This window comes from Cohnella nanjingensis, from assembly GCF_014212125.1.
Classification (GTDB): domain Bacteria; phylum Bacillota; class Bacilli; order Paenibacillales; family Paenibacillaceae; genus Cohnella; species Cohnella nanjingensis.
On record NZ_JACJVP010000001.1, the window covers coordinates 79,821 to 101,732 of the forward strand.

The 21,912-nt window shown below is 60.0% G+C and carries 19 protein-coding genes; 12 read left to right on the forward strand and 7 right to left on the reverse strand.

What is annotated here, in order from left to right:
* Together H7C19_RS00310 and H7C19_RS00315 are read left to right on the forward strand one after the other, a co-directional pair.
* The gene (locus tag H7C19_RS00310; protein WP_185140566.1) at positions 1-2,277 is read left to right on the forward strand and encodes a beta-galactosidase trimerization domain-containing protein; all 2,277 of its coding nucleotides are present in this window, start codon (positions 1-3) and stop codon (positions 2,275-2,277) included.
* Entirely contained in the window at positions 2,274-3,218 is a 945-nt protein-coding gene (locus H7C19_RS00315) for an aldose epimerase family protein (protein ID WP_185140567.1), read from the forward strand. Before H7C19_RS00310 ends, H7C19_RS00315 begins: the two co-directional genes overlap by 4 nt.
* Before the next feature lie 30 nt (positions 3,219-3,248).
* On the opposite strand, the gene H7C19_RS00320 is transcribed toward H7C19_RS00315, so the two are convergent.
* Complete coding sequence (locus H7C19_RS00320; RefSeq protein WP_185140568.1) at positions 3,249-4,136, reverse strand: AraC family transcriptional regulator; 888 nt, start codon at positions 4,134-4,136, stop codon at positions 3,249-3,251.
* Positions 4,137-4,281: 145 nt separating this feature from the next.
* Here H7C19_RS00320 and H7C19_RS00325 point away from each other — a divergent pair, with 145 nt between their 5' ends.
* Together H7C19_RS00325 and H7C19_RS00330 are read left to right on the forward strand one after the other, a co-directional pair.
* Positions 4,282-7,632 (forward strand): DUF5107 domain-containing protein, encoded by a 3,351-nt coding sequence (locus H7C19_RS00325; RefSeq protein ID WP_185140569.1) that lies wholly within the window; start codon positions 4,282-4,284, stop codon positions 7,630-7,632.
* A 258-nt stretch (positions 7,633-7,890) separates the two neighbouring features.
* Positions 7,891-8,358 (forward strand): response regulator transcription factor, encoded by a 468-nt coding sequence (locus H7C19_RS00330; protein WP_185140570.1) that lies wholly within the window; start codon positions 7,891-7,893, stop codon positions 8,356-8,358.
* A 256-nt stretch (positions 8,359-8,614) separates the two neighbouring features.
* Here the strand turns inward: H7C19_RS00330 and gpmA are convergent, their stop codons facing one another.
* The gene (gene gpmA / locus H7C19_RS00335) at positions 8,615-9,346 is read right to left on the reverse strand and encodes a 2,3-diphosphoglycerate-dependent phosphoglycerate mutase (RefSeq protein WP_185140571.1); all 732 of its coding nucleotides are present in this window, start codon (positions 9,344-9,346) and stop codon (positions 8,615-8,617) included.
* A gap of 287 nt (positions 9,347-9,633) precedes the next feature.
* Here gpmA and H7C19_RS00340 point away from each other — a divergent pair, with 287 nt between their 5' ends.
* Positions 9,634-10,842 carry an MFS transporter gene (locus H7C19_RS00340; protein ID WP_185140572.1) on the forward strand — a complete coding sequence of 403 codons (1,209 nt, stop codon included), beginning with the start codon at positions 9,634-9,636 and terminating at the stop codon, positions 10,840-10,842.
* A gap of 17 nt (positions 10,843-10,859) precedes the next feature.
* On the opposite strand, the gene H7C19_RS00345 is transcribed toward H7C19_RS00340, so the two are convergent.
* On the reverse strand, positions 10,860-11,759 hold the full coding sequence (locus tag H7C19_RS00345; protein ID WP_185140573.1) for a LysR family transcriptional regulator: 900 nt from the start codon (positions 11,757-11,759) through the stop codon (positions 10,860-10,862).
* A 237-nt stretch (positions 11,760-11,996) separates the two neighbouring features.
* Between H7C19_RS00345 and H7C19_RS00350 the strand changes: the two genes are divergently transcribed.
* The 5 genes from H7C19_RS00350 (at position 11,997) to H7C19_RS00370 (ending at position 16,991) form a co-directional block, all read left to right on the forward strand.
* A complete protein-coding gene (locus tag H7C19_RS00350) occupies positions 11,997-12,596 on the forward strand; it encodes an ankyrin repeat domain-containing protein (protein ID WP_246469253.1) in 600 nt (199 codons plus the stop codon).
* Complete coding sequence (locus H7C19_RS00355) at positions 12,593-13,846, forward strand: amidohydrolase family protein (RefSeq protein WP_185140575.1); 1,254 nt, start codon at positions 12,593-12,595, stop codon at positions 13,844-13,846. The genes H7C19_RS00350 and H7C19_RS00355 overlap by 4 nt, the downstream gene beginning before the upstream one ends.
* Positions 13,843-15,063, forward strand: a complete 1,221-nt coding sequence (locus H7C19_RS00360; protein WP_185140576.1) for an amidohydrolase — start codon at positions 13,843-13,845, stop codon at positions 15,061-15,063. The genes H7C19_RS00355 and H7C19_RS00360 overlap by 4 nt, the downstream gene beginning before the upstream one ends.
* 155 nt (positions 15,064-15,218) lie before the next feature.
* Positions 15,219-15,785, forward strand: coding sequence for a CGNR zinc finger domain-containing protein (locus tag H7C19_RS00365; RefSeq protein ID WP_185140577.1), 567 nt, complete (start codon positions 15,219-15,221; stop codon positions 15,783-15,785).
* Between the two features lie 225 nt (positions 15,786-16,010).
* Positions 16,011-16,991 (forward strand): aldo/keto reductase, encoded by a 981-nt coding sequence (locus H7C19_RS00370; RefSeq protein ID WP_185140578.1) that lies wholly within the window; start codon positions 16,011-16,013, stop codon positions 16,989-16,991.
* A 733-nt stretch (positions 16,992-17,724) separates the two neighbouring features.
* Here H7C19_RS00370 and H7C19_RS00375 read toward each other — a convergent pair.
* Positions 17,725-18,003 carry a DUF2653 family protein gene (locus tag H7C19_RS00375; RefSeq protein ID WP_185140579.1) on the reverse strand — a complete coding sequence of 93 codons (279 nt, stop codon included), beginning with the start codon at positions 18,001-18,003 and terminating at the stop codon, positions 17,725-17,727.
* 6 nt (positions 18,004-18,009) lie between these two features.
* A complete protein-coding gene (locus tag H7C19_RS00380; RefSeq protein WP_185140580.1) occupies positions 18,010-18,453 on the reverse strand; it encodes a hypothetical protein in 444 nt (147 codons plus the stop codon).
* Between the two features lie 158 nt (positions 18,454-18,611).
* Between H7C19_RS00380 and H7C19_RS00385 the strand changes: the two genes are divergently transcribed.
* Positions 18,612-19,175, forward strand: a complete 564-nt coding sequence (locus H7C19_RS00385; RefSeq protein ID WP_185140581.1) for a DUF309 domain-containing protein — start codon at positions 18,612-18,614, stop codon at positions 19,173-19,175.
* A 37-nt stretch (positions 19,176-19,212) separates the two neighbouring features.
* Here H7C19_RS00385 and H7C19_RS00390 read toward each other — a convergent pair whose 3' ends face one another.
* Together H7C19_RS00390 and H7C19_RS00395 are read right to left on the reverse strand one after the other, a co-directional pair.
* Positions 19,213-19,806, reverse strand: a complete 594-nt coding sequence (locus tag H7C19_RS00390; protein WP_185140582.1) for a beta-class carbonic anhydrase — start codon at positions 19,804-19,806, stop codon at positions 19,213-19,215.
* Positions 19,807-19,824: 18 nt separating this feature from the next.
* Positions 19,825-20,166, reverse strand: a complete 342-nt coding sequence (locus tag H7C19_RS00395) for an iron-sulfur cluster biosynthesis family protein (RefSeq protein ID WP_185140583.1) — start codon at positions 20,164-20,166, stop codon at positions 19,825-19,827.
* A gap of 122 nt (positions 20,167-20,288) precedes the next feature.
* Between H7C19_RS00395 and H7C19_RS00400 the strand changes: the two genes are divergently transcribed.
* Entirely contained in the window at positions 20,289-21,824 is a 1,536-nt protein-coding gene (locus H7C19_RS00400) for a carboxypeptidase M32 (protein ID WP_376775287.1), read from the forward strand.
* The last annotated feature ends 88 nt before the right edge of the window (positions 21,825-21,912 follow it).

Here is a 21,912-nt window from a genome sequence, read left to right on the forward strand (position 1 = left end):
ATGGCATCTTGGATCAGCGAAGTTTATCGCAAGCTTCACCTGGATTATCATCAGCCGCCTTGGATGGAGGGCGTGGCCGAGGCGTTCACCGAAGCAGAGGCGCAGCGGCAGGCGAAGACGTTCAAGCGATCCGGCATCGAAGCGGTCGAGTTTTTCGCGTACGATCACTACGGCTATGCCTTCTATCCGTCCGGGATCGCGCCTGTCCATCCCGGTCTGAAGAACGACTATACGGGGCTCATGTCCAAGGCGCTGAAGGCGCAGGGCATCCGGACGATCCTGTACCTAAACGCGTTCACCTCCGTCGAGATGCGCAAGCTTCATCCGGAATGGATGCGCGTGGCCGAGGACGGGACGATGCCGCGCGGCGCCTGGCTCCAGCACGAGGCCTCCCATATCTGCATCGCTTCGGACTATCTGGAGGCGTTCTTCTTCCCGCTGCTGCGGGAGGCGATCGCCCGTCATGCGCCCGACGGCGTGTGGATCGATGCGGGCAGCTGGATGGTCGAGCACCCGTGCTACTGCGACAATTGCAGCCGGCGCTACCTGGAGGATACCGGGCGCAGCTTGCCCGCGGGACCGATGCCGGCGCCCTCGGAGGAGCTGGACGACGAGGCGTGGATCCGCTGGCGGATCTGGCGCCGGGGCCTGATCGCGCCTTATCTGCGCAGATTGGCGGAGACGGTGAAGGCCGTCTCCCCGGACACGCTGCTCGCGGAGAACAATGCGGGCAAGTACCTGTACGGCATCCCGCACGTAGAGAGAGGCGAGCTGGTGAAGTGGCTTGCGCCGCTGGAGCTCGGCCTCGACTGGCTGTCGTGCGACCCGGTGCACTTCGGCGCCAATCACGAGATGACGTTCAGCCGGGAGGGACGCTACCAGTCCACGACGGGGCTGCCGTTCGATTACATGAACGAGCGATTCCACGGCTGGGGCGAGTGGCAGATGCGGCCGCCTACGGACTGGAAGCTGGAGCTGGCGACCGTGCTCTCGGTCGGCGGACGCTTCTTCTTCGCCGACCAGCCGCATCCGGACGGGACGGTGGAGCCGACCGTCTACCGGCATCTCCGGGAAGTGCACGACTACGTCAAGCCGCGCGAGCCGTTCGGCCATGGGGCCGAGCCGGTACCGGATGTCGCGGTGCTCGCCAGTCTGCCTTCCCAACTGATCGGGCCGATGGCCGGACCGGAGTGGGGGCGGGATCAGGCGTGGGGCGTCGCGGTTCCCCGCTCGCGTACGGACCGGGTCGACGGCGCGTCGATGCTGCTCTCCGAAGCGGGCATCCAGCACTTGATCTATGACGAAGAGACGATGCGCCGATCGCTCGATCGTCAAGCGCTCGTGATCGTGCCCGACCAGATGTTAATGGAAGACGAGACGATCGAGGCGTTGGAGCGGTATGTTGAAACGGGCGGGACGCTCCTCGTATCGGGGCGCTCCGGTCTGTACAGCGAGCGGGGAGAACGCCGGGCGGCAGATCCGTTCGCTAAGTTGCTCGGCCTCTCGCGCGGCGGGGAGCTACCCGCTCCGCTGCATTATTGGCAAGCCGGTCCCGAGCTCGCCGCAAGTATGGCGAACGGAGACTTGAAGCTGCAGGTGTGGGGGGCGGCAATGCAGGTGACGCTGGCGGGCGCGGAGGCGCTGGCGCACGTGCTGGAACCGGTCGAGAGCGTCTGGGCGGAAGGCGTCAAGGACCGTTCGCATTGGCGGCACTACACGACGGTTGGGGCTGCCCCGGCGGGGAAGACGGACGCCGGTCCCGCGGTGACCGTTCATCGCTACGGACGGGGACGTGCGATGTACGTGAACGGCGAGCCGTTCGCGCTCTACTACCTCGAAGGGCACCGGCTGACGCGCGAATGGCTCGTGCGTGGCCTGGAAGAGCTGTATCCGGCTGCGAGCCGGAGGCTGGACGCGGACAAGCCGCTGCATGTCGAGCTCGCGCTGCAGGAGCGACGCACGATGGAAGGCGCGGAGCTGCTCGTGCACGCGACGAACTACTTCGCCCAGAAACGTCCGGGCTATATCATTCACAATGAAGAGGTGCCGCCGATCTTCGGCATTCGGCTGCGGGTCCGAACGAAGGTCCGGCCGAGCCGCGTGACGTTGGAGCCGGAGAGGACGCTCCTGAATTGGACGTGGGACGGCGAGCGCGTCCACGTGGAGCTGCCCCGTCTGGACCTGCACGCCATCGTGCGGATCGAGACGGGCGCGGGCGAAGGGATGCGCGAAGAAGAACGTGCGGGCAACGATGAAAGGCAGGGCGATGATGGATGACGGAGCCGCGCTGGACGAGAGCGGTCTACGAAGGATACGACGCCTGGGTCGGCCGGACGGAGCGGCTGTCGCTCACCGTCATCCCCGCGCTCGGCGGCAAAGCCGTCTCGCTGTCGAGCTTGGCCACCGGCCGCGAATGGCTGTGGCGCAGCGGCAAGCCGCTGGGCAACGCAGGGTACGGTTCTCCGTTCGCCAGCGGGGATGAGAGCGGCTGGGACGAGATGTTTCCGGGCATCGACGCCTGCGCATATCCGGATTCGCCCTGGCAAGGGCGGGCCGTGCCTGATCACGGAGAGGTCTGGTCGCTGCCATGGCGATTCCGTCTGGACGGGGATGCGCTGCGCGGCAAAGCGGATGGCGTCAACTTCCCCTATACGCTGGAGAAGACGATCACCATGCCGGCGTCCGACACGCTGCGCATCCAGTATGCGGCTACGAACCGATCGGACGCGCCGTTCTCGTTCCTCTGGGCGGCGCATCCGCTGTTCCGCGCGCGCGAAGGAATGCGAATCCGCGTTCCCGATCATCTGACGGAGATCGAGGTTTCGTATTCCGCCGGACGCCGCCTCGGCATCTTCGGCGACAAGCAGCCGTGGCCGGTTGCGCGCACCTCGGCGGGCGAGATCGATCTGCGCCTCATCGAGTCGTCGGCGGGGCGCCATGCGGAGAAGTACTACTTCACGGAGCGCGTCAAGGAAGGCTGGGCGTCGCTGGAGGATCCCGCGACGGGAGAGGCGGTCGTCCTGCGCTTCCCGGCGGATCGGGTGCCGTATCTGGCGGTCTGGGCCAATGCCGGCGGATACGGCGGGTACGAACATGTCGCGCTCGAACCCGCGACGGGGCGAATGGACGATCTGGCGCACGCGATGAGCAGGGGCGAGTCGGCGACCGTCGAACCCGGCGGCCGCTACGCCTGGCATCTCGAGCTGAGCCTGCGTTAAGGGAAGGGACGGCAGCGCCATCCCCGGCGGCTATCCCTTCGGCACGCTGCGATAGTGGGCGGGGGACGCGCCCATCAGCTTCTTGAACAATCGCGAGAAGTAGTAGGGATCTCCTATCCCTACGGCCGCGGCGATCTCTTTTACCGTCAAGCCGGTCAGGCAGAGCAGCTGACCGGCTTTTTGCATTTTCAAGCGGAGGAAGTATTCGATCGGCGGGAAGCCGGTCTCTTGGTTGAACAGATACACGAGATGCTGCTTCGAGATGCCGGTATGCGCCGCCAGCTCGGCGAGCGAGACCGATTCGGCCAGCCTGTCGTTCAGGAAGCGAATGGCGCCGGCCAGGTCCGTCTCCCGCTTGCGGTCCCGGGCCGAGCCTTCGGCGCTCATCCCGACGTTCCCGAGCAGCTCGCCCATCGTCAGCGAGACGAGCACCTGCGCGGGCATCGAATAGGGCTTGCCGGAGAGCAGCCGGTAGCACTTCTCGAAGCCGTCGGTCCAGGCGGAGAAGGCGCCGGCAGGCAGGCGCACCGCGCCGCCGTCCAAGCCGAACAGCTTCATGTAGTCGGCCACGTACTCGCCCTGGAGATGCACCCAGTAGATGCTCCAAGGCGAGTCGGAGGAAGCGCCGTAGCGGTGGGGGACGTTCGCCGGGATCGCGACGAGTTGGCGTTCGGTTACGGCGGCCGGCTTGCCGTTCGTCTCCACCCAGCCTTCGCCCTCCACGCAATAGATCAAGATATGCGCATTGGAGCCTTCCGGCCGCTCCCGGTAATGATGGCGCGCGCGCGGGAAGTAGCCGATATCGCTCACATAGAGGCCGCGCGTCAGATGCGACTGGGAGAGCTCGCCGGCCATATAGTCGGGAAGGACGAACAATCGCTCCTCGTCGAATCCTTCCATTTTCCGTTCATGTTCCATCTTTATACCCTCCAGGCGCATTATGATTAGACATGATTATTTGGATATTAAGAATATCATCCATCACAAACCGCATTTCGTCAATTGGTGCGTCGCCGTCCGCGCGGTACAGTAGACCTATCAAGAAGCCAAGGGGGAATACACCATGACACCATCGCAACCGAACGCGCCGGCACCGGCGCGCGTCTGGGAAGAGGAAGCGTCGATCCCGACTTACGCGATCGGGGCGCCCGACCGAAATCCGATGTTCCTGGAGAAACGCGTCTATCAAGGCAGCTCCGGCCGCGTTTACCCGCATCCCGTCGTCGACAAGATCGCGGACGAGAAAAAGCCGCAAATCTATAAGATGGCGATCCTGGAGAACGAATACGTCCGCATCGAGATCATGCCCGAGCTGGGCGGACGCATCTACCGGGCGCTGGACAAGACGAACGATTACGACTTTGTTTACTACAACCGGGTTATCAAGCCCGCGCTCGTCGGATTGGCCGGACCCTGGATCTCCGGCGGCATCGAGTTCAACTGGCCTCAGCATCACCGTCCGAACACGTACGGACCGGTCGAATACCGCCTGTCCGAGAACGAAGACGGCAGCGCGACGGTCTGGGTGAGCGAGATCGACCGGATGTACGGGACGAAGGTGACCGCCGGCTTCACGCTGCACCCGGGCAAAGCCTATCTCGAAATCTCCGCGCAGTTGTACAACCGCACGCCGGAGCCCCAGACGTTTCTGTGGTGGGCGAATCCGGCCGTGGCCGTGAACGATCATACGCAGTCCGTGTTCCCGCCCGACGTCACGGCCGTTTTCGACCATGGCAAACGGGACGTCTCCCGGTTCCCGATCGCGACCGGCACGTACTATAAGATGGATTACTCCGAGGGCGTGGACATCTCTCGCTACCGCAACATTCCGGTGCCGACGTCCTACATGGCGTACAAGTCCGACTACAACTTCGTCGGCGGCTACGACCACGGCGTCCAGGCCGGTCTGCTGCACGTGGCCAACCACCATATCTCCCCGGGCAAAAAGCAATGGACGTGGGGCAACGAAGCGTTCGGCCAGGCCTGGGACCGTAATCTGACCGACGAGGATGGCCCCTACATCGAGCTCATGACCGGCGTCTATACCGACAACCAGCCCGACTTCACCTGGCTGCAGCCCTACGAGGAAAAATCGTTCAAGCAATACTTCATGCCGTACAAGGACATCGGGGTGGTGAAGAACGCGTCGATCCACGCCGCGGTCAATCTGGAGGTCGACGAGGACGCACGCCAAGCGACCGTGCTGGTCTATGCGACATCGGTCTACGAAGGCGCGGCGGTCGAGCTGAAGGGCCGTAATCGCGTCTATCTGTCCGAGCGGGCCGCGCTGTCGCCGCGCGCGAGCTTCAAGTCGGTTATCCCTCTGGACGCGGGAGACCGCCCGCACGACCTGACCGTCTCCGTCCGGGACGCGGAGGGCCGCCTGCTGATTGCTTATCGGCCGGCGGAGCCATCGCTCGAGGAAGTGCCGGACGCCGCGACGCCGCTGCCGGAGCCGCAGGAGCTCCGCACGAACGAGCAATTGTACTTGTCCGGTCTCCATCTGGAGCAGTACCGCCATGCTACGTTCGAACCGGAAGCGTACTATCTTGAAGGCTTGAAGCGTGATCCAGGCGATATCCGCATCAACACCGCTTACGGGACGCTTCTGCTGCGCCGGGGGTTGTTTGCCGAGGCCGAGAGCTGCTTCCGGGCGGCCATCAAGTCCATGACCTGGCGCAATCCGAATCCCTACGACAGCGAGGCGCTTTACCAGCTCGGCGTGGCACTGAAGCTGCAAGGCCGCTTGACGGAAGCTTTCGCCGCGTTCTACAAGTCCGTCTGGTCCGCCGCCTGGCAGGACCCGGGCTACTTCTCGCTGGCCCAGATCGCGGCCGAGCGGGGCGCGTACGCAGAAGCGCTGGAGCTGGCCGAACGCTCGCTCATCCGCAATGCGCGGAACTACAAGGCGCGCCATCTGAAGGCGGCGCTGCTGCGCAAGCTTGGACTCCCGGCAGAGGCGGTCGCCTATGCGGAAGAGACGCTGCGGCTGGACGTCGCCGACTTCGGCTCGGCCAACGAGCGTGCGCTGGCGCTGGCCGCCCTTGGCGATCAAGCGGGTGCCAACGCCGCTCTGGGCGAACTGCGGCGGCTTATGCGGGACGACCCGCACAATTATTTGAATCTGGCATCCGATTATGCCGGATGCGGCTTGTTCAAGGAAGCGGTCGGCGTGCTGGAGCGCGTCGTTCCGGATGCGGCCGCCAACGCGTATCCGATGCTTCACTATACGCTTGGCTACCTTCACGATCTCGCAGGCCGAAGCGACCTGGCGGCGGCCCATCGCGAAGCGGGCCGGCAGGCCGCGTCGGATTACTGCTTCCCGAACAGCTTGTTCGATCTGCACGTGCTGGAGAGCGCGATTGCCGCGAACGGGAACGACGACAGAGCCCATTACCTGCTGGGCAATTGGATGTACGACAAGAAACGTCATGCCGACGCCGTCGCCCATTGGGAGGCGTCTCGAGCGCGCAACGACGCCTTCCCTACGGTGCACCGCAATCTGGCGCTCGCTTACTACAATAAGCTGGGGCTCGCCGAACAAGCGCGCGACTCCCTGGAGCGGGCGTTCGCGCTTGGGGCGGACGATGCTCGCGTCTTCTATGAGCTCGATCAGCTGTACAAGAAGTTAGGCCGTTCGGCCGAGGAACGCTTCGCCAAGCTGGAGCGGAACAAGGCGCTAGTCGACAAGCGCGACGACCTCTATCTGGAATTCGTCACGCTCCTGAACGCCCAGGGCCGCCACGAGGAAGCGCTCCAAGCGCTGGCGGCGCGGCAGTTCCACCCGTGGGAAGGCGGAGAAGGCAAAGCGACCGGACAGCACGTGCTTGCGCTGGTGGAGCTGGCCAAGCGGAAGCTCGCCGCTCGCGAATACGAGGAAGCGATCGCCCGCTTAGAGGAGGCGCTCGTCTACCCGGACAATCTCGGGGAAGGCAAACTGACCGGAGCGCAGGAGAACCATATCTATTATTATCTCGGGTGCGCTTACGAAGGCTTGAACCAACGGGTGCAAGCCGAGGCGAATCTGCGGGTCGCCTCCCGGGGACTGGAGGAGCCGACGAGCGCGATGTACTACAACGATCAACCCCCGGATATGATCTTCTATCAAGGGATGGCGTGGCTGAGACTGGGCAACGCCAGAGAAGCCAAGCGGAGATTCAACAAGCTCATCGATTACGCGGAGAAGCATATCGGGGACGACGTGAAGATCGACTACTTTGCCGTCTCGCTGCCTGACTTCCTCGTCTTCGAAGACGATATGAACAAGCGCAACCGGATTCATTGCCTCTATATGATGTCGTTAGGCTTGATCGGACTCGGTCGGCAAGCCGAGGCAGCCCGGCATCTGGACGAAGTCGCCAAGCTGGACGTTCATCACCTGGGCGCGAGCATTCACCGGCGGATGTGCGAATAACAAGGATGCGCAAGAGAGGATTAGGAGCCCTGAACGGGGATGCCTGATCCTCTTTTTTCGATTCGCTTCCGGTCGGTTTGCACATTCAGAATAAATTCAGAAATCTCCCCGGATTTTTCTCATTTTTATGAATTATGCTTGTTGGGTATGAAGTCCCCCTCTGCGGCGTCACGGCCTCCGGCCGAGATTTCCATCTGCCTGCGGCCCAATGCCGCATGCCTGTATAGATAGACGCTTAAACCGAGGGAGAATGTTGCGATGGGGATGTTGCGTTTGGATTCCGAAATGCTGCCCAAGCTGTCCTGGCTTGCGTTTGTCGCAGCCAGCGTCATATGGATCATCCGTTGGCATGCCAAACGGATGAGGAGCCGATGGAAGGGCGAGAAAATATTGATCGTGGATGACGATGCGCTCACGCGGGATATGGTGCGCGCGTCTTTGCGCCATGAAGGATTTCAGGTGAGGGAAGCCGAGGACGGGCGGGAAGCGCTGCGCCTCTTGCGGCAGGAGCACATCCATCTGGTCATTTTGAATAGGGCTATGGCGAATCCGGACGGCATCCAGGCTCGTCTGAAGCGTGGGACGCGCATTCCGATCATCTTGCTGTCGGCGAAGGGAGAAGGGGACTCCGCCGCTGGACGGACAGCCGGAGCGGCCGAAGGCGCAGCCAAGCCTTTCAACCCGGCTGCATTGGTCGCCAGGGTGAAGGCGCAATTGAGGCGCTAGCAGATCTAGACGGAGGAAGAGCATCGAACTTGCAGCGGTGTCCTTCGATGTATCCGTCATCCAGGCAGCGCGGGGCCGACAACTTTTCACGATTGTCGGCCTATTTTCCGCTTCCAATCCAGAGCATGGAGGCGCTGCAATAATAAGGAAGCGATTGCTAAACGCCATTTCCAACCCAATTCCGGCCCTCATGGAATGGAGACGCGCCCATGAAAATAGTAGGGTTTTACCGCTCGCGCAACGGAACTTTATGCCGTCATAGGCGGGAAGGAATGGCTTCGCCCGGGAGCTCGCCGTCGATGCCCAAGTAATAATGCCGGATCGGCGCCAATCGTTCGTCCAATTCGTATACGAGCGGGATGCCCGTAGGAATGTTCAGGTCGGCGATGCCGTCGGCCGGGATCCGATCCAGGTGCTTTACGAGCGCTCGCAACGTATTGCCGTGAGCCGCGATGAGGATGTGCTGGCCGGACGTCAAGGCGGGCGAGATCGATTCCCGCCAGTACCGCAGTACGCGGCGCTCCGTATCCTCCAGATTTTCCGTCAACGGATACTCCCCGTCCTGCAAGCTCTGGTAGCGCGGAGCGGACGCCTCGTACCGGACGTCATTCCGTTCCAGCGCCGGAGGACGAACGTTGACGGATCTGCGCCACAAGTGAACTTGTTCCTCCCCGTATTTCGCGGCCGTCTCGGCTTTGTTCAGCCCCTGCAGCGCGCCGTAATGCCGTTCGTTCAGCATCCAGCTTTTGTACTCGGGAATCCACATCAGATCCATCTCGCCGAGGATGATCCACAGCGTCCGAATCGCGCGCTTCAGATAGGAAGTATGCGCGGCGTCGAAGACGTAACCATGCTTTTTCAACACCCTCCCCGCTTGTCTGGCCTCTTCGAGCCCGTTGACCGACAAGTCCACATCCGACCAGCCCGTGAATCGATTCTCGAGATTCCACTCGCTTTGTCCGTGACGGATCAGCACGACTTTGATCATGGAGAAGCCTCCTTGTTTCGCTTAACTGCGCATTATTCCCTTTGGGTGTACTATAATACGTTTCTTGTATCTGGAAAAGGGGAGGGGCAGACAAAGGCCGCAGCAAATTCTTCAAGGATTTTTATATACCTTCCCCAAAAACGCTATACGAAATAAATTTATTTTCAATAGGATTTATATATTTTCCATATAGACAAATGCATGTTAGCATACGAGATGATGCCGAGAGAAGGGGGACTGCTCTTCAAGTATATCTGCATGGCTCGGTCGACAGAGGAGATTACGCAATGCGATCCAAATCCGCGTTTCCATTATTGTTATTGAACATGTTTCTCGCCATGCTAGGCATGGGGCTTGTCATCCCGATCTTGCCGGATCTGCTTCAGCTGTTCGGGGCGGGCGGTCAAGCGGCGGGGTATTTGGTATCCTGCTTCGGTCTGACGCAGTTTCTATTCTCGCCGATCGCAGGCAAGCTGTCCGATCGATACGGCCGCAAACCGATGATCCTTACGGGGCTGCTCCTGTTCGCGATCTCCAACTTCTTGGCCGCGATTGCAGGCGACCTGTCCTTCTTATTCGTATCGCGGTTGATCGGAGGGATGGGCTCTGCCGCATTGGTTCCCGCCATCATGGCTTACGTCGCGGATATTACGACGGATGAAGAGCGCAGCAAGGCCATGTCGTGGTTGGGGGCGTCGATGTCATCGGGATTCATCATCGGACCGGGCGCCGGGGGATTGCTGGCCGAACTGGGCATCAAGGGACCTTTCTACGCATCCGCGATGATTGGCCTGTTAGCGATGGCATGCAGCTTGAAGCTGCTGCCGGAATCGCTATCGCCGTCCATTCGTCTGACCCGCCTGCAGGCGAAGGAGCGGCGGGAAAATGTGTTTCGCCAACTTGCGCTTTCGGTTCGTTCAAGCTACTTCATCCTCCTGCTTATCGTTTTCGCCACCACGTTCGGCCTCACGCATTTTGAAGCGATTTTTCCGCTGTTCGTCGTTCAAGGCTACGGATTCACCACGCGCGATATCGCCATTCTGATTACGGTATGTTCGCTGATCGGCACGTTTAACCAAGTGGTGCTGACCAATCGGATCAACCATCGCTTCGGGGAAAAGCGGATCGTCGGCATCATGCTGCTGTTATCGGCAGTATCCCTGGCGTGCTTGCTGCTCTCGGGCAACTTCTACTACGTCATGCTCATGACGATGCTTTTCTTCACGTTCAACAATATCCTGCGTCCCACGATCAATACGCTGCTGTCCAAGGAAGCCGGGGAGGAGCAGGGGTTCGTAGCGGGAATGAGCAATGCCTACATGAGCCTCGGCAATATATTCGGACCTGCGCTTGCGGGCATTCTTTTCGATATCCATATGGACTTGCCTTATTTGTTCGGTGCAGTCGTGCTGCTGGCTAGCAGCTTCGTGTCGGTTAGACGGTTGGGCAAGACGAAGCGTCACGTTTCCATGGACGCGGACAAGCTCTCGGTGTAACCGACCGTTGACCCTCTTTAGGCGCGTTTGCCGTATTCTTGCTCCATTCTGTTTCTGAACAACTCTACGAAGTTTTGAGCGGACTTGGACAACCGATGATTTTTGTTCCAGATCAGTCCGACCGACGCGGACAATTCCGGATTCGTGATTTTGCATGCTTGTATCGGATAGCCTTGATGCCGCTGAAGGACCGTCTCCGGTACGATGGACGCGCCGAAGCCCGCGGAGACGAGATCCATCAACAGCGCAATATCGGAACACTCCCCGACGATGTTGGGCTGGATTCGGTATCGGGAGAAGGCTTCTACGATCGAATAATGCACGCCTAATCCTTCCGTACTAGGCAACAGAAGGGGAGCTTGCCGGATGTCCGCCAGGGCGACTTCCCGATCCATTCCTTTCTGCCGCTTCGAGGCAATGAAATAAAACGGTTCGGTATGCAGGTGAACCACGGAAAAAGAACTGAGCTCCAGCGGCAATCGAATGATCGCAAGCTCGACCGCGCGGTTTCTCACGAGATCGCACAGCAGAGCGGATTCGTTTTGCTGGATCTTATAGGTCACCTTAGGATAGCTTTGTTGGAATTGCTGCAGAATCTCCGGCAATCCCACGACCGAGAACGTATTGATGCCGATCGTCAGTTTACCGTTCACCCCGGCCCCGACTTCCTTCACTTCGATCTTGGCTTCTTCCATTAATTGCGTCATCTGCAAGGCATATTTGTACAAGGCTTTCCCGGCTTCCGTGACTTCAAACGATTTCCCGCTCCGCTCGATCAGCTTGGAGCCGAGTTCCTCTTCCATCGTTTTCAACTGTTGGCTCAACGGCGGCTGGGAGAGGTGAAGTCTCTCGGCAGCGGCGGAGATTTTCCCTTCCTCTACGATCGCGATAAAATAGCGCAGTTGCCGGATATCCATTTTCGGGACCCTCCTAATTTCCATATGATAAACATTAGTAAATCTTATTTTAAATATATTTTTCATATAGTCACCTCCATGTTAGCATATTTGCATAGCGGGGAAAAAGGAGTGGCGGAAATGTCTCGGATGCTCGCGTTGCTGCTGATTGTATGGCTTGCCGCGTGCGGCGCAGCCTCTCATTCCCCGCAACGACTGCCAAGCGGGACGCAATTGGAAGAAAGGACGATGAAGACGATGGACGAGCAAATGATCGAGATGGCGGAGAAGGGCGACACGGAGAACGTGCTGAGGCTGCTTCAGGACGGCGCGCGCCTCGATGCCACGGATGAACGCGGGAGAACGGCGGTCATGGCGGCGACGTACAACCATCATACCGAGACGGTGAAGGCGCTGATCCGGAAGGGGGCCGATCCTAATATTCGCGACCGCAACCTGAATAATGTGCTGCTGTACGCAGGAGCCGAAGGCATGCTCGATATCGTCAAACTCGCCATCGACGCGGGGGCGGATCCGAAGCTTACGAACCGGTTCGGAGGCACGGCGCTGATCCCGGCTTCGGAACGCGGGCATGTGGAGGTCGTGGAAGAACTGCTGGCGCGTTCGGGCATCGATGTCAATCACATCAATCGTCTGCATTGGACGGCCTTGCTCGAGGCGGTCATTCTGGGCGACGGCGGAGCAAAGCATCAGCGAATCGTGCAGCTGTTGGTCGATCATGGGGCCGACGTCCATATCGGGGACAAAGAGGGAATCACGCCTCTGCAGCATGCGCAAAATCGCGGATTCCAAGCCATCGAAGCGATATTGATCCGTGCGGGAGCGGGAGAGCGATGACGAATCAAGCTTACTGGATCACGAATGTCCGACTGGAGACGGGTTACCGTTTTTCGGACGGCGCCGTCGCAGGAACGGAAACGGAGAGTTTCCATGTCCTGATCGAAGAAGGGAAAATAATGGACGTCGTCTCGGCCGTCCGACCTTTAGAGACCGTTCTCCCGGTGCGGGATGCGCAGCATCATTTAATGCTCCCCTCCTTCAGAGATATGCACATCCATTTGGATAAAACGTATTATGGCGGCCCCTGGCAAGCGCCGACAATTCCGACCAAGGGCATCCTGACGCGGTTGGAGGAGGAGCGGGAGCTGCTGCCGCGATTGCTGCCTGTGGCGGAGAATCGGGCGAGGAAGTTGATGGACCTGCTGTTGCGTTCGGGCTCGACGCGGGTTCGCGCGCATTGCAATGTCGATCCGGTGATCGGGTTGAAAAATCTGGAAGCCGTCTTGCAAGCCGTGGAAGCCTATCAAGGGAAAGCTTCCGTCGAGATTGTCGCGTTTCCGCAGCACGGCTTGCTGCGCAGCAAGTCCGTCGCCTTGGTGAGACAAGCGTTGCGCAGCGGCGCCTCGCTGGTCGGCGGCGTCGATCCAGCCACGCTGGATGAAGATATCGAGAGATCGCTGCAGACGACGATGGAGCTTGCCGTAGAAGCGAATGCCGCGATCGACCTTCATATCCATGACCCGGGCCATCTAGGTATATTCACGTTTAAGCGCCTGGCTGCTCTAACGGAGGAAGCGGGATGGCAAGGCAGGGTCACGATCAGTCATGCGTTCGCTTTGGCGGATATCCCGCCTGCCGAAGCCGACGAAGTCGCCGAGCTGCTGGCCCGGCAAGGGATCTCGATCGCGTCGTCGGTGCCGATCGGCCGGACGATTCCGATTCCCCTTCTTCGTGGCAAGGGCGTGGAAATCTCCCTCGGAGACGACAGTATCACGGATCATTGGTCTCCGTTCGGAAAAGGAGATGCCTTGGAAAAAGCAGGGACGGCGGCGGAGCGGTTCGGTTGGAGCGATGAACGTTCGCTCGGACAGGCCCTGGGATTGATAACGGGAGGCGTCACGCCTTTAAATCCGGAGGGAAGACGCATCTGGCCGAACGCGGGAGACGATGCCGATCTCGTGTTCGTAGAAGCAAGCTGTTCGGCGGAAGCCATTGCGCGCAGGGCCGGAAGAATGGCTGTGATATACAAAGGAAATCTCGTTGCCGGAGCCCTACGATGCGTAGAAAGAAAGGAAGATCGCCGATGAACGCGACCTTTTGGCTGACCCATGTTCTGCTGGAGCGTGGATACCGCATTGAAAATGACGTCGTCTCGGGTACCAAGACGGAGTGCGCGCACCTACTTCTGAAGGATGGGAGGATCGCGAAGATTCTGCCTGCCAGCGAAGCTATTACGGACGGCCTCCCCCAGTTCGATGCCCGGCGGCATTTGGCGCTGCCCTCCTTGATCGAGAAGCATTGCCACTTGGATAAGACGCTGCTCGGCGACCGTTGGCGCGCGGTAACCCCCGCGAAGACGATCTTCGATCGGCTGGAGGCGGAGAAAGAAGTTCTCCCTTCGTTAAAGACTTCGACGCAAACACGCGCGGAGAAGCTGCTTGATCTCTATTCGAAAACCGGGGTTACGCATGTGCGCACGCACGTGGATATTTATCCGGAGGCGGGATTGGGGAATTTGGACGAAGTCCAAAAAGCGCTGCGGACGTTCGAAGGAAAGCTGTCTTCGGAGATCGTGGCGTTTCCGCAGCACGGACTGTTGCGCACGCAGGCAAAGGGTCTCGTCAGAGAAGCGCTGCGTCAAGGCGCAAGCTTGGTAGGCGGCGTCGATCCGGCTACCGTAGACGGGGATATTGAAGCATCTCTGCACGAGATGGTGGATATTGCCGTGGAAGGCCATGCCGGAATCGATTTGCATTTGCATGACGCGGATCATCTCGGCCTCTTCACGATGCGAAGATTGGCCCAGTTGACGATCGAAGCGGGTCTGCAAGGCAAGGTGGCGATCAGCCATGCCTTCGGGCTCGGAGATGCGACGCCGGCGCAAGCCGAAGCCATGGCCGAGCAATTGGCCGAGGCGGGGATCGCCATCATTACGAGCGTGCCGATCAACCGCAAGTTTCCGCCGGTCGGCTTGTTGCGCCGGAAGGGCGTATCGGTCGCCGTCGGATGCGACAACATCTTCGACGTCTGGTCGCCTTTCGGCAACGCTGATTTGCTCGAACGCGCCGGCCGCTTGGCGGAAGCGTCGGGATGGTCGGATGAACGGTCGTTGGCTCAAACGCTGGGCTTCATCACCGGAGGACGAACCCCGCTGCATCCGGAGGGAGAGCGAATGTGGCCGCAAGTCGGTGACGAAGCAAATCTCGTCTTGGTGGAGGCGTCTTGCTCAGCTGAAGCCGTAGCGAGAAGGCCGAAGCGAGTCGCCACGATGTTCAGGGGGAACATCGTGGAGGGAGTGTTGTAACCGTCCCTATCGAGAAAGAAGCCGCAGATCAAGGGTCTGCGGCTTCTTTGCTATTCTTGCTAACGCCTTTGCTTGTTTGTAATCCATATATGTGCCTATAATGATTACAATTCTAACCGAATCGGCACTAGAGCCCCATGACAAGGAGAACGGCAATGCGTTATTTCTTTATTGATTTTCTGAACAGCGAATATTGGGACGGCCTGCATGAGGATTCGTATGTCGACCGCTTGGGACAGCCGGAATGGCAGGATCATGTGCTGGGCGAATGGGACATGAAACCCGATGCGCCGCTAAGCGAGGGAGATCTCGCGGAGCTCAGGCAGCTGCGCGCTTGGCTGCGGGGAATCGTGCAGCGGGCGAACGCGTCGCTCCCGCTGCCGCCGAATGACATCGAACGCATGAACGGATACTTGGGCCAGTCTTCGGGAACTTGGCGATTCTCCGTCAACGACGACAACGCCTATCGCATCGATCGCCAGCCGACCGACCGCAACCTCGCGTGGCTCGAATCGGAGATCGTCCTGTCCTTCGCGCGGCTTTTGACCGACGGGGAGCCGAAGCGACTGAAAATATGCGAAAACGATCGCTGTAAATGGATCTTCTACGATGCCAGCAAAAATAAAAGTAGGAAGTGGTGCGACCACGGCATCTGCGGCAACCTGATGAACGTCCGGCGCCATCGCGAGCGGAAGACGAAAGGGGCGGAACGAGACGAATGAGCGAGGCGTTGAACGATGCATCTTTGCGGCCCGTGGAAAGCGATCTTGCGCTACGATCTCTCCTAAACGAGGCGAGCTGTCACGAGGATGCAAGACGCATGAGCGGCGAACGAACCCGAATCTACCTGACATCCTTGCGATGCGCACCGCCGCCCAGAAGTTGGCATCTCTCGAATCGATCCGTTAAAATAGAATAGATTCGTCAATTGAGGGAGGATGATGAGTATGCGCTATAGTTACTTAGGACGTTCGGGTTTAAAAGTCAGCAAGCTTTGCCTGGGTACGATGAACTTCGGCGTGGATACCGAGGAGAAAGACGCGTTCCGAATCATGGACGCGGCTTTGGACGCGGGCATCAACTTCTTCGACACGGCTAATATCTACGGCTGGGGCGAGAATGCGGGCAGGACGGAAGAGATCATCGGCCGTTGGTTCGCCCAAGGCGGCGGCCGCCGCGAGAAAGTCGTGCTCGCCACCAAGTTCTATGGCGACATGAGCGATCCGCTGGACGGTCCGAACAGCGAAGCGGGTCTGTCCGGCTACAAGCTGCGCCGCCATCTGGAAGGCTCCCTGCGCCGTTTGCAGACCGATCATATCGAGCTCTACCAGATGCATCACGTCGACCGCAACGTTTCCTGGGACGAACTGTGGGAAGGCTTCCGAGTAGCCATAGGCCAAGGCAAGATCGGTTATGTCGGCTCCAGCAACTTTGCCGGGCGCGACTTGGTCAAAGCGCAATACGAAGCGAAAAATCAACGGATGCTGGGCCTCGTGTCCGAGCAGCACAAATACAGTCTCCTCTGTCGTCTGCCCGAGCTCGAAGTGCTGCCGGCAGCCGAGGAGCACGGAATCGGCGTCATCGCCTGGAGCCCGCTCGACGGCGGCCTGCTGAGCGGACACGCGCTGAAGCCGGTAGCCGGCTCGAAGCGCGCGAACAACCCCGAGCGCGTCGAGAAGCATCGGTCGCAGCTCGAAGCATTCGAGGGGCTGTGCAAGGAGCTCGGCGAGAGCGAAGCGAACGTCGCCCTGACCTGGACGCTCGTCCAGCCGGCGATGACCGCTCCGATCATCGGTCCGCGTACGCTTGAGCAGCTCGAAGGCGCGCTGCGCGTCGTCGACATCGCGCTCAGCGACGAGACGCTGCGCCGTTTGGACGAGATCTTCCCGGGACCGGGCGGGCACGCTCCGAACGCCTACGCTTGGTAAAGCCCGTCACGTTATTAATGCAACCCGCAGACCTCAGGTCTGCGGGTTTTTCGTTTGGGGGAGGGATGGGAAGAGAAGAGAAGAGAAGAGAAGAGAAGAGAAGAGAAGAGAAGAGAAGAGAAGAGAAGAGAAGGGAAGGGTGGGCGTTGGAGTGTTTGTGATACTTGCTGCAATTGGCGTTACGACGATATCCCCTTCGGTCAGGCTGCGTGGAGGTGAGGTTACGACGGTATCCCTCTCAGTCAGGAAAAGTGAGGGTGACGTTACGACAGTATCCCCTTCAGTCAGGAAGCAAGGGAGCGGTGTTACGACAGTATCCCGTTCGATCAGGAAGCAGGCGTTTGGGGCTCCGGGGATTCTATACAGTCAGGTGTTGCCTGTTGGCGCAAAGATTGTGCCTGAATTCACAAGAGGATCTGAAGTTATTCCTGAGCGAAAGGGATATCGTGCAAATGCCGGGAAGCGAGAGGTGCAGGCGGACGTTGACGAGGACGAGGGCGAGGGTGTGGGCGAGGGCAAAGGTGTGGTGTGGGTGTGGGCGTGGGCGATGGCGTGGACATGGGAGTGGGTGCGGGATTCGCCCTCGACTCCAGCTTCGGTCTTACGACCAGCCCCGCCTCGAGCGCCGGCCTCCGGTAGATAAGAGGGCGGCGGATCGTCACTTGCGGCAGCAGCAAAAAGACCGCTCCGTCAGGGGCGGCCTTATGCTAGTGCGCTCAGCGCAAATCGCGCCTTATTGTTCAATCTCCGCATAGATCTCGTCGTCGAGCATCAAAGTGATCTGCGACGGGTAGACGCGTTGGTCGTACTCCGCCAGCATGTATCGCATGATCGACTCCTTGAGGTTCGCCTCCACCAGATAGCGGCTGCGACCTTGCACCCAGACCTCAGCGGTGTATCCTTGATCCTCGTCCCAGTTCAGCTCGACTTCAACGGCGGTGACGGGCACTTCCTGGCGCTCGGCCATGTGCGCGCACACCGCGTTGACGATCTCGTCCATCGTGATCCGCATCGTCGGTTACCAGCGGCGTTGGTTGTCGTTCGGTCCTTGCGGCTGATGCTGCCTGCGGCGCTTGAAGGAATTCACGATCGCCATGATCACGGTCACGAGCAGGAAGATCGCTGCCAAGTTAACGAGCAAGCCGAGAATGTCGCCGAAGAAGCCCATGCCGCCGAACATGCCGCCGAACAGCATGCCGGCGAGGCCGCCGATCATCATGCCTTTCATGAAGCTGCCGCCGCTCATGAAGCCCCGGTTCGGCGTCGTAGTCGCGCCGTTAGTCGATTTATTCGTGCCCGTCGTGCTCTTGGACACATTGTCTTGCGCTTTGGATGGCGTCTTGGTAAAGGATTTCTTGCCCGAACTGAACGATTTGCGCGCTGCGTCCGATACGTCGGCCGGCATCGCGATCGTCACCGTGAAGGCGAAGAGGCTGAACACTAGCAGCAGTTTTTTCAACATCTTGAGCGATTCCCCCTGATTGGTTTAGGTTCAGTAAGGTAATACGGCGTATATCGCATGCGGTTTCATTTTTTGACACGAACGACGCGGTTGAGTCGCCGGACGCCATGCGTTATGCTGATAGCAACGGAATCCGCAGGCAAGGAGCCGATCGAAGCATGAAGCTATTATTCCCGTTTCCGCCGCCGTTCGTCGATTATTTGGCGCAATACCACGGCACCCGCGATTATTTTGAATGCCATGAGATCATGGAGGAATATTGGAAGCAACAGGGGCCAGTGGATGCCCGATATATCGGCTGCTGGCTGGTGCTGATCCGCCTCTCGGTCATGCAGTACCATGCCCGCCGCAGCAACGGCAAGGGCGCGTTCAAGCTGCTAGCTAAATGTGCCGCCGAGATCGATTCGGGCCTCATGGATGAGATCGGACTGGACGGCGAGCGGCTCGCGGAGATGATTCGCGCCCGGTTGGCGGCTTGGGGCGGCCCGGAAGGCGTGCGGTACGACGACTTCGATCTGCCGATCCGCGAGCCGGGCCTGCTGGAGGCGGCGAAGCGGCGCACTTCCGAATTGGGCGCGCAGTGGTCTTCGGACGGCTTGGCGGCAGGAGCCGCAATCGTCAACCGCCACAAGCTTCGGGACCGGAGCGACGTAGAAGAAGCCCGCATGGCATCGGCGAAGCGCAAAGCGCTCGGCCGCCAGCGGGTGGGGGAAGATATTTAATGAGGTAAACGAACGGAATCGACGCGCGTTGTCGGGATTAATACTCGCTCTCGTGCGAGATTTTCTCCAGATAGGCGTATCCGTCCGTGACGAGCTCCAGCGCGCCCGTCTCCGGATGAATCGTCAGGCCGTGCACCGGCGTGCCGGGCGGAAGCAGCGGGTGCTTGCGCACGATGTCCACGCTGTTCTCGACGCTCTTGGTTACGTTCTCGAAGCCGGTCAGCCAGCGGTTGAAGTCCAATCCCGAGTGGTGAAGCGTACGAATCGTCTGCGGCTCGACGCCGCGTTCGACCATGTGGCTCACGACCACTTTCGGATCGATCCCCGTCATCCCGCAGTCGTGGTGGCCGATGATCATCACTTCGTCGCCTTTGAGTTCGTACAGAGCGACGAGTACGCTCCGCATAATATTGCCGAACGGCGCGGTGATGATGGCGCCTGCGTTCTTGATGATCTTGGCGTCCCCGTTGCGTAGGTTCAACGCCTTCGGGAGGAGCTCCGTCAGCCTGGTATCCATGCAGGTGACGATGACGAGCCGTTTTTCCGGGATTTTGGTGGTCAAATATTTTTCGTACTCTTTCTGCTCCACGAACGCTTGATTGTAAGACAATACTTCATCCAGTTTCCGCACGCTTTTTCTCTCCTTCAACTATCGGTTGCCGACTTCGGTCCGGCGATCCACCGTCGCCAGCCGATTGGTGTAGATCTGGCCGTCGCTAGCCAGCGTGAAGCTACGCTTGGCAGCGTCATAGGTGATCCGCATTACGTCGTCGAAGTACACTTCATGCCGTTTCTCGTACCAGAGCGCCACCGGTTCGCTGTCCGCGCGAATATCGTCCGGCAGGGGAGCGTCCAACGCCCACAGCGTCGGCACGCCGCTCACGGCGCAGCCGCAGCCTTCGGAGTCCGAGACCAGCTTCCAAATCCGGGCATCCGGTCCGAATCGAGTCCGCAGCGCCTCGACCGCTTCCGCGCTCCACTTGATTTCCAAGCCGATCGCCCTCCTTGTCGCGGGACGCCTAGCCTGCGTCCCCGCGTACCACGTGTAATGTTGATTATAGAGATCGGGGCAGGTATGATCAAGGGGACGACTACCAGTCGACGAGAGGAAGGATGAATGCGATGGCGACCAGCGCCAACCCGCAGCCCGAAGGGCTGAAGAGATTTCAGGAAATGACCCGGCAATTGAAGCAATACGAAGAGTTGCTAGGCGTCGTGTATTGGGACATGCGGACCGGCGCCCCGCGCAAAGGGGTCGAGCTTCGGTCCGAAGCGGTCGGCACGCTATCCGCGGAGACGTTCCGCATCGCCACGTCGACCGAGATGGGAGAGCTCCTCGACCGACTGTCCCAACCGGATGCGTTCGCCTCGCTCGGCGAGATCGACCGCAAGCTGGTCGAAGAGACGCGCAAGGACTACGACCGCAACCGCAAGCTGCCGCCCGAGCTGTATCGGGAATACGTCGTGCTGACGTCGCAGTCCGAGTCCGCCTGGGAGGAAGCCAAGGCGAATAGCGATTTCCCCGGGTTCCTGCCCTATTTGGAGCGAATCATCGATTATAACCGGCAGTTCATCGATCTGTGGGGCGTGAAGACGACGCCGTACGATACGCTGCTCGATATGTATGAACCGGGGACGACGACCGCCGAGTTGGACCGTCTCTTCGGGGAGCTGCGCGGGCGCCTCGTTCCGCTCGCCGAAGCGATCGCCGCGCAAGGAGACCGTCCGGATACGACGTTCCTCGAAGGCACGTTCGACGTGGCGGCGCAGAAGCGGTTCAGCCTGTTCATCCTGAAGCAGATGGGCTACGACTTCGAAGCGGGGCGTCTCGACGAGAGCGTGCACCCGTTCGCGACCGGGTTGAACCCCGGAGACGTGCGGATCACGACGCGTTACCTGCTTGACGACATTACGAGCGCTTTGTTCGGCACGATTCACGAAGGCGGCCATGCGCTGTACGAACAGAACATCAAGGCGGAGTTGGCCGGCACGCCGCTCAGCGGCGGCACCTCGATGGGCATCCACGAATCCCAATCCCGGCTGTGGGAGAATATGATCGGTCGCAGCCGCGCTTTCTGGGAACGGTACTTCCCCGAGCTGCAGCGGCATTTCCCGGGGCAGCTGGACACGGTGACGGCCGAAGCGTTCTACCGCGGCATCAACGTCGTGGAGCCTTCGCTCATCCGGATCGAAGCCGACGAGCTGACGTACAACCTTCATATTATGATCCGCTACGAGATCGAGAAGATGCTCTTTAATGAAGGATTAAACCCGCGCGACCTGCAAGAGGTGTGGAACGAGAAATACAAGGGGGCGCTCGGCGTCGCGCCGAGCAACGCGGGCGAGGGCGTCCTGCAGGACGTGCATTGGTCGGGCGGCTCGTTCGGCTACTTCCCGTCCTACTCGCTAGGCAATATGTACGCGGCTCAGATGATGAACACCGCGCAGCGCAAGCTCCCGGATCTGAACGCTCAGATCGCGGAGGGGCGGCTGCTGCCTCTGAAGGAATGGCTCACCGGCGAAGTGTATCAATTCGGCAAGCTGCTGAAGCCGGCGGAGATCATCCAGCGCATCAGCGGAGAGTCGCTTCGGTCTTCGTACCTGTGCGACTATCTGGAAGGCAAGTACCGGGAGATCTACCGGCTGTAATCCGTCCCGCACGCAGACCGCCCCTTGCGCAGGCATCGCGCAGGGGCGGTTTTTGCCGTTCCTGGCGTTATGGCGTCCGTAGTCCGTA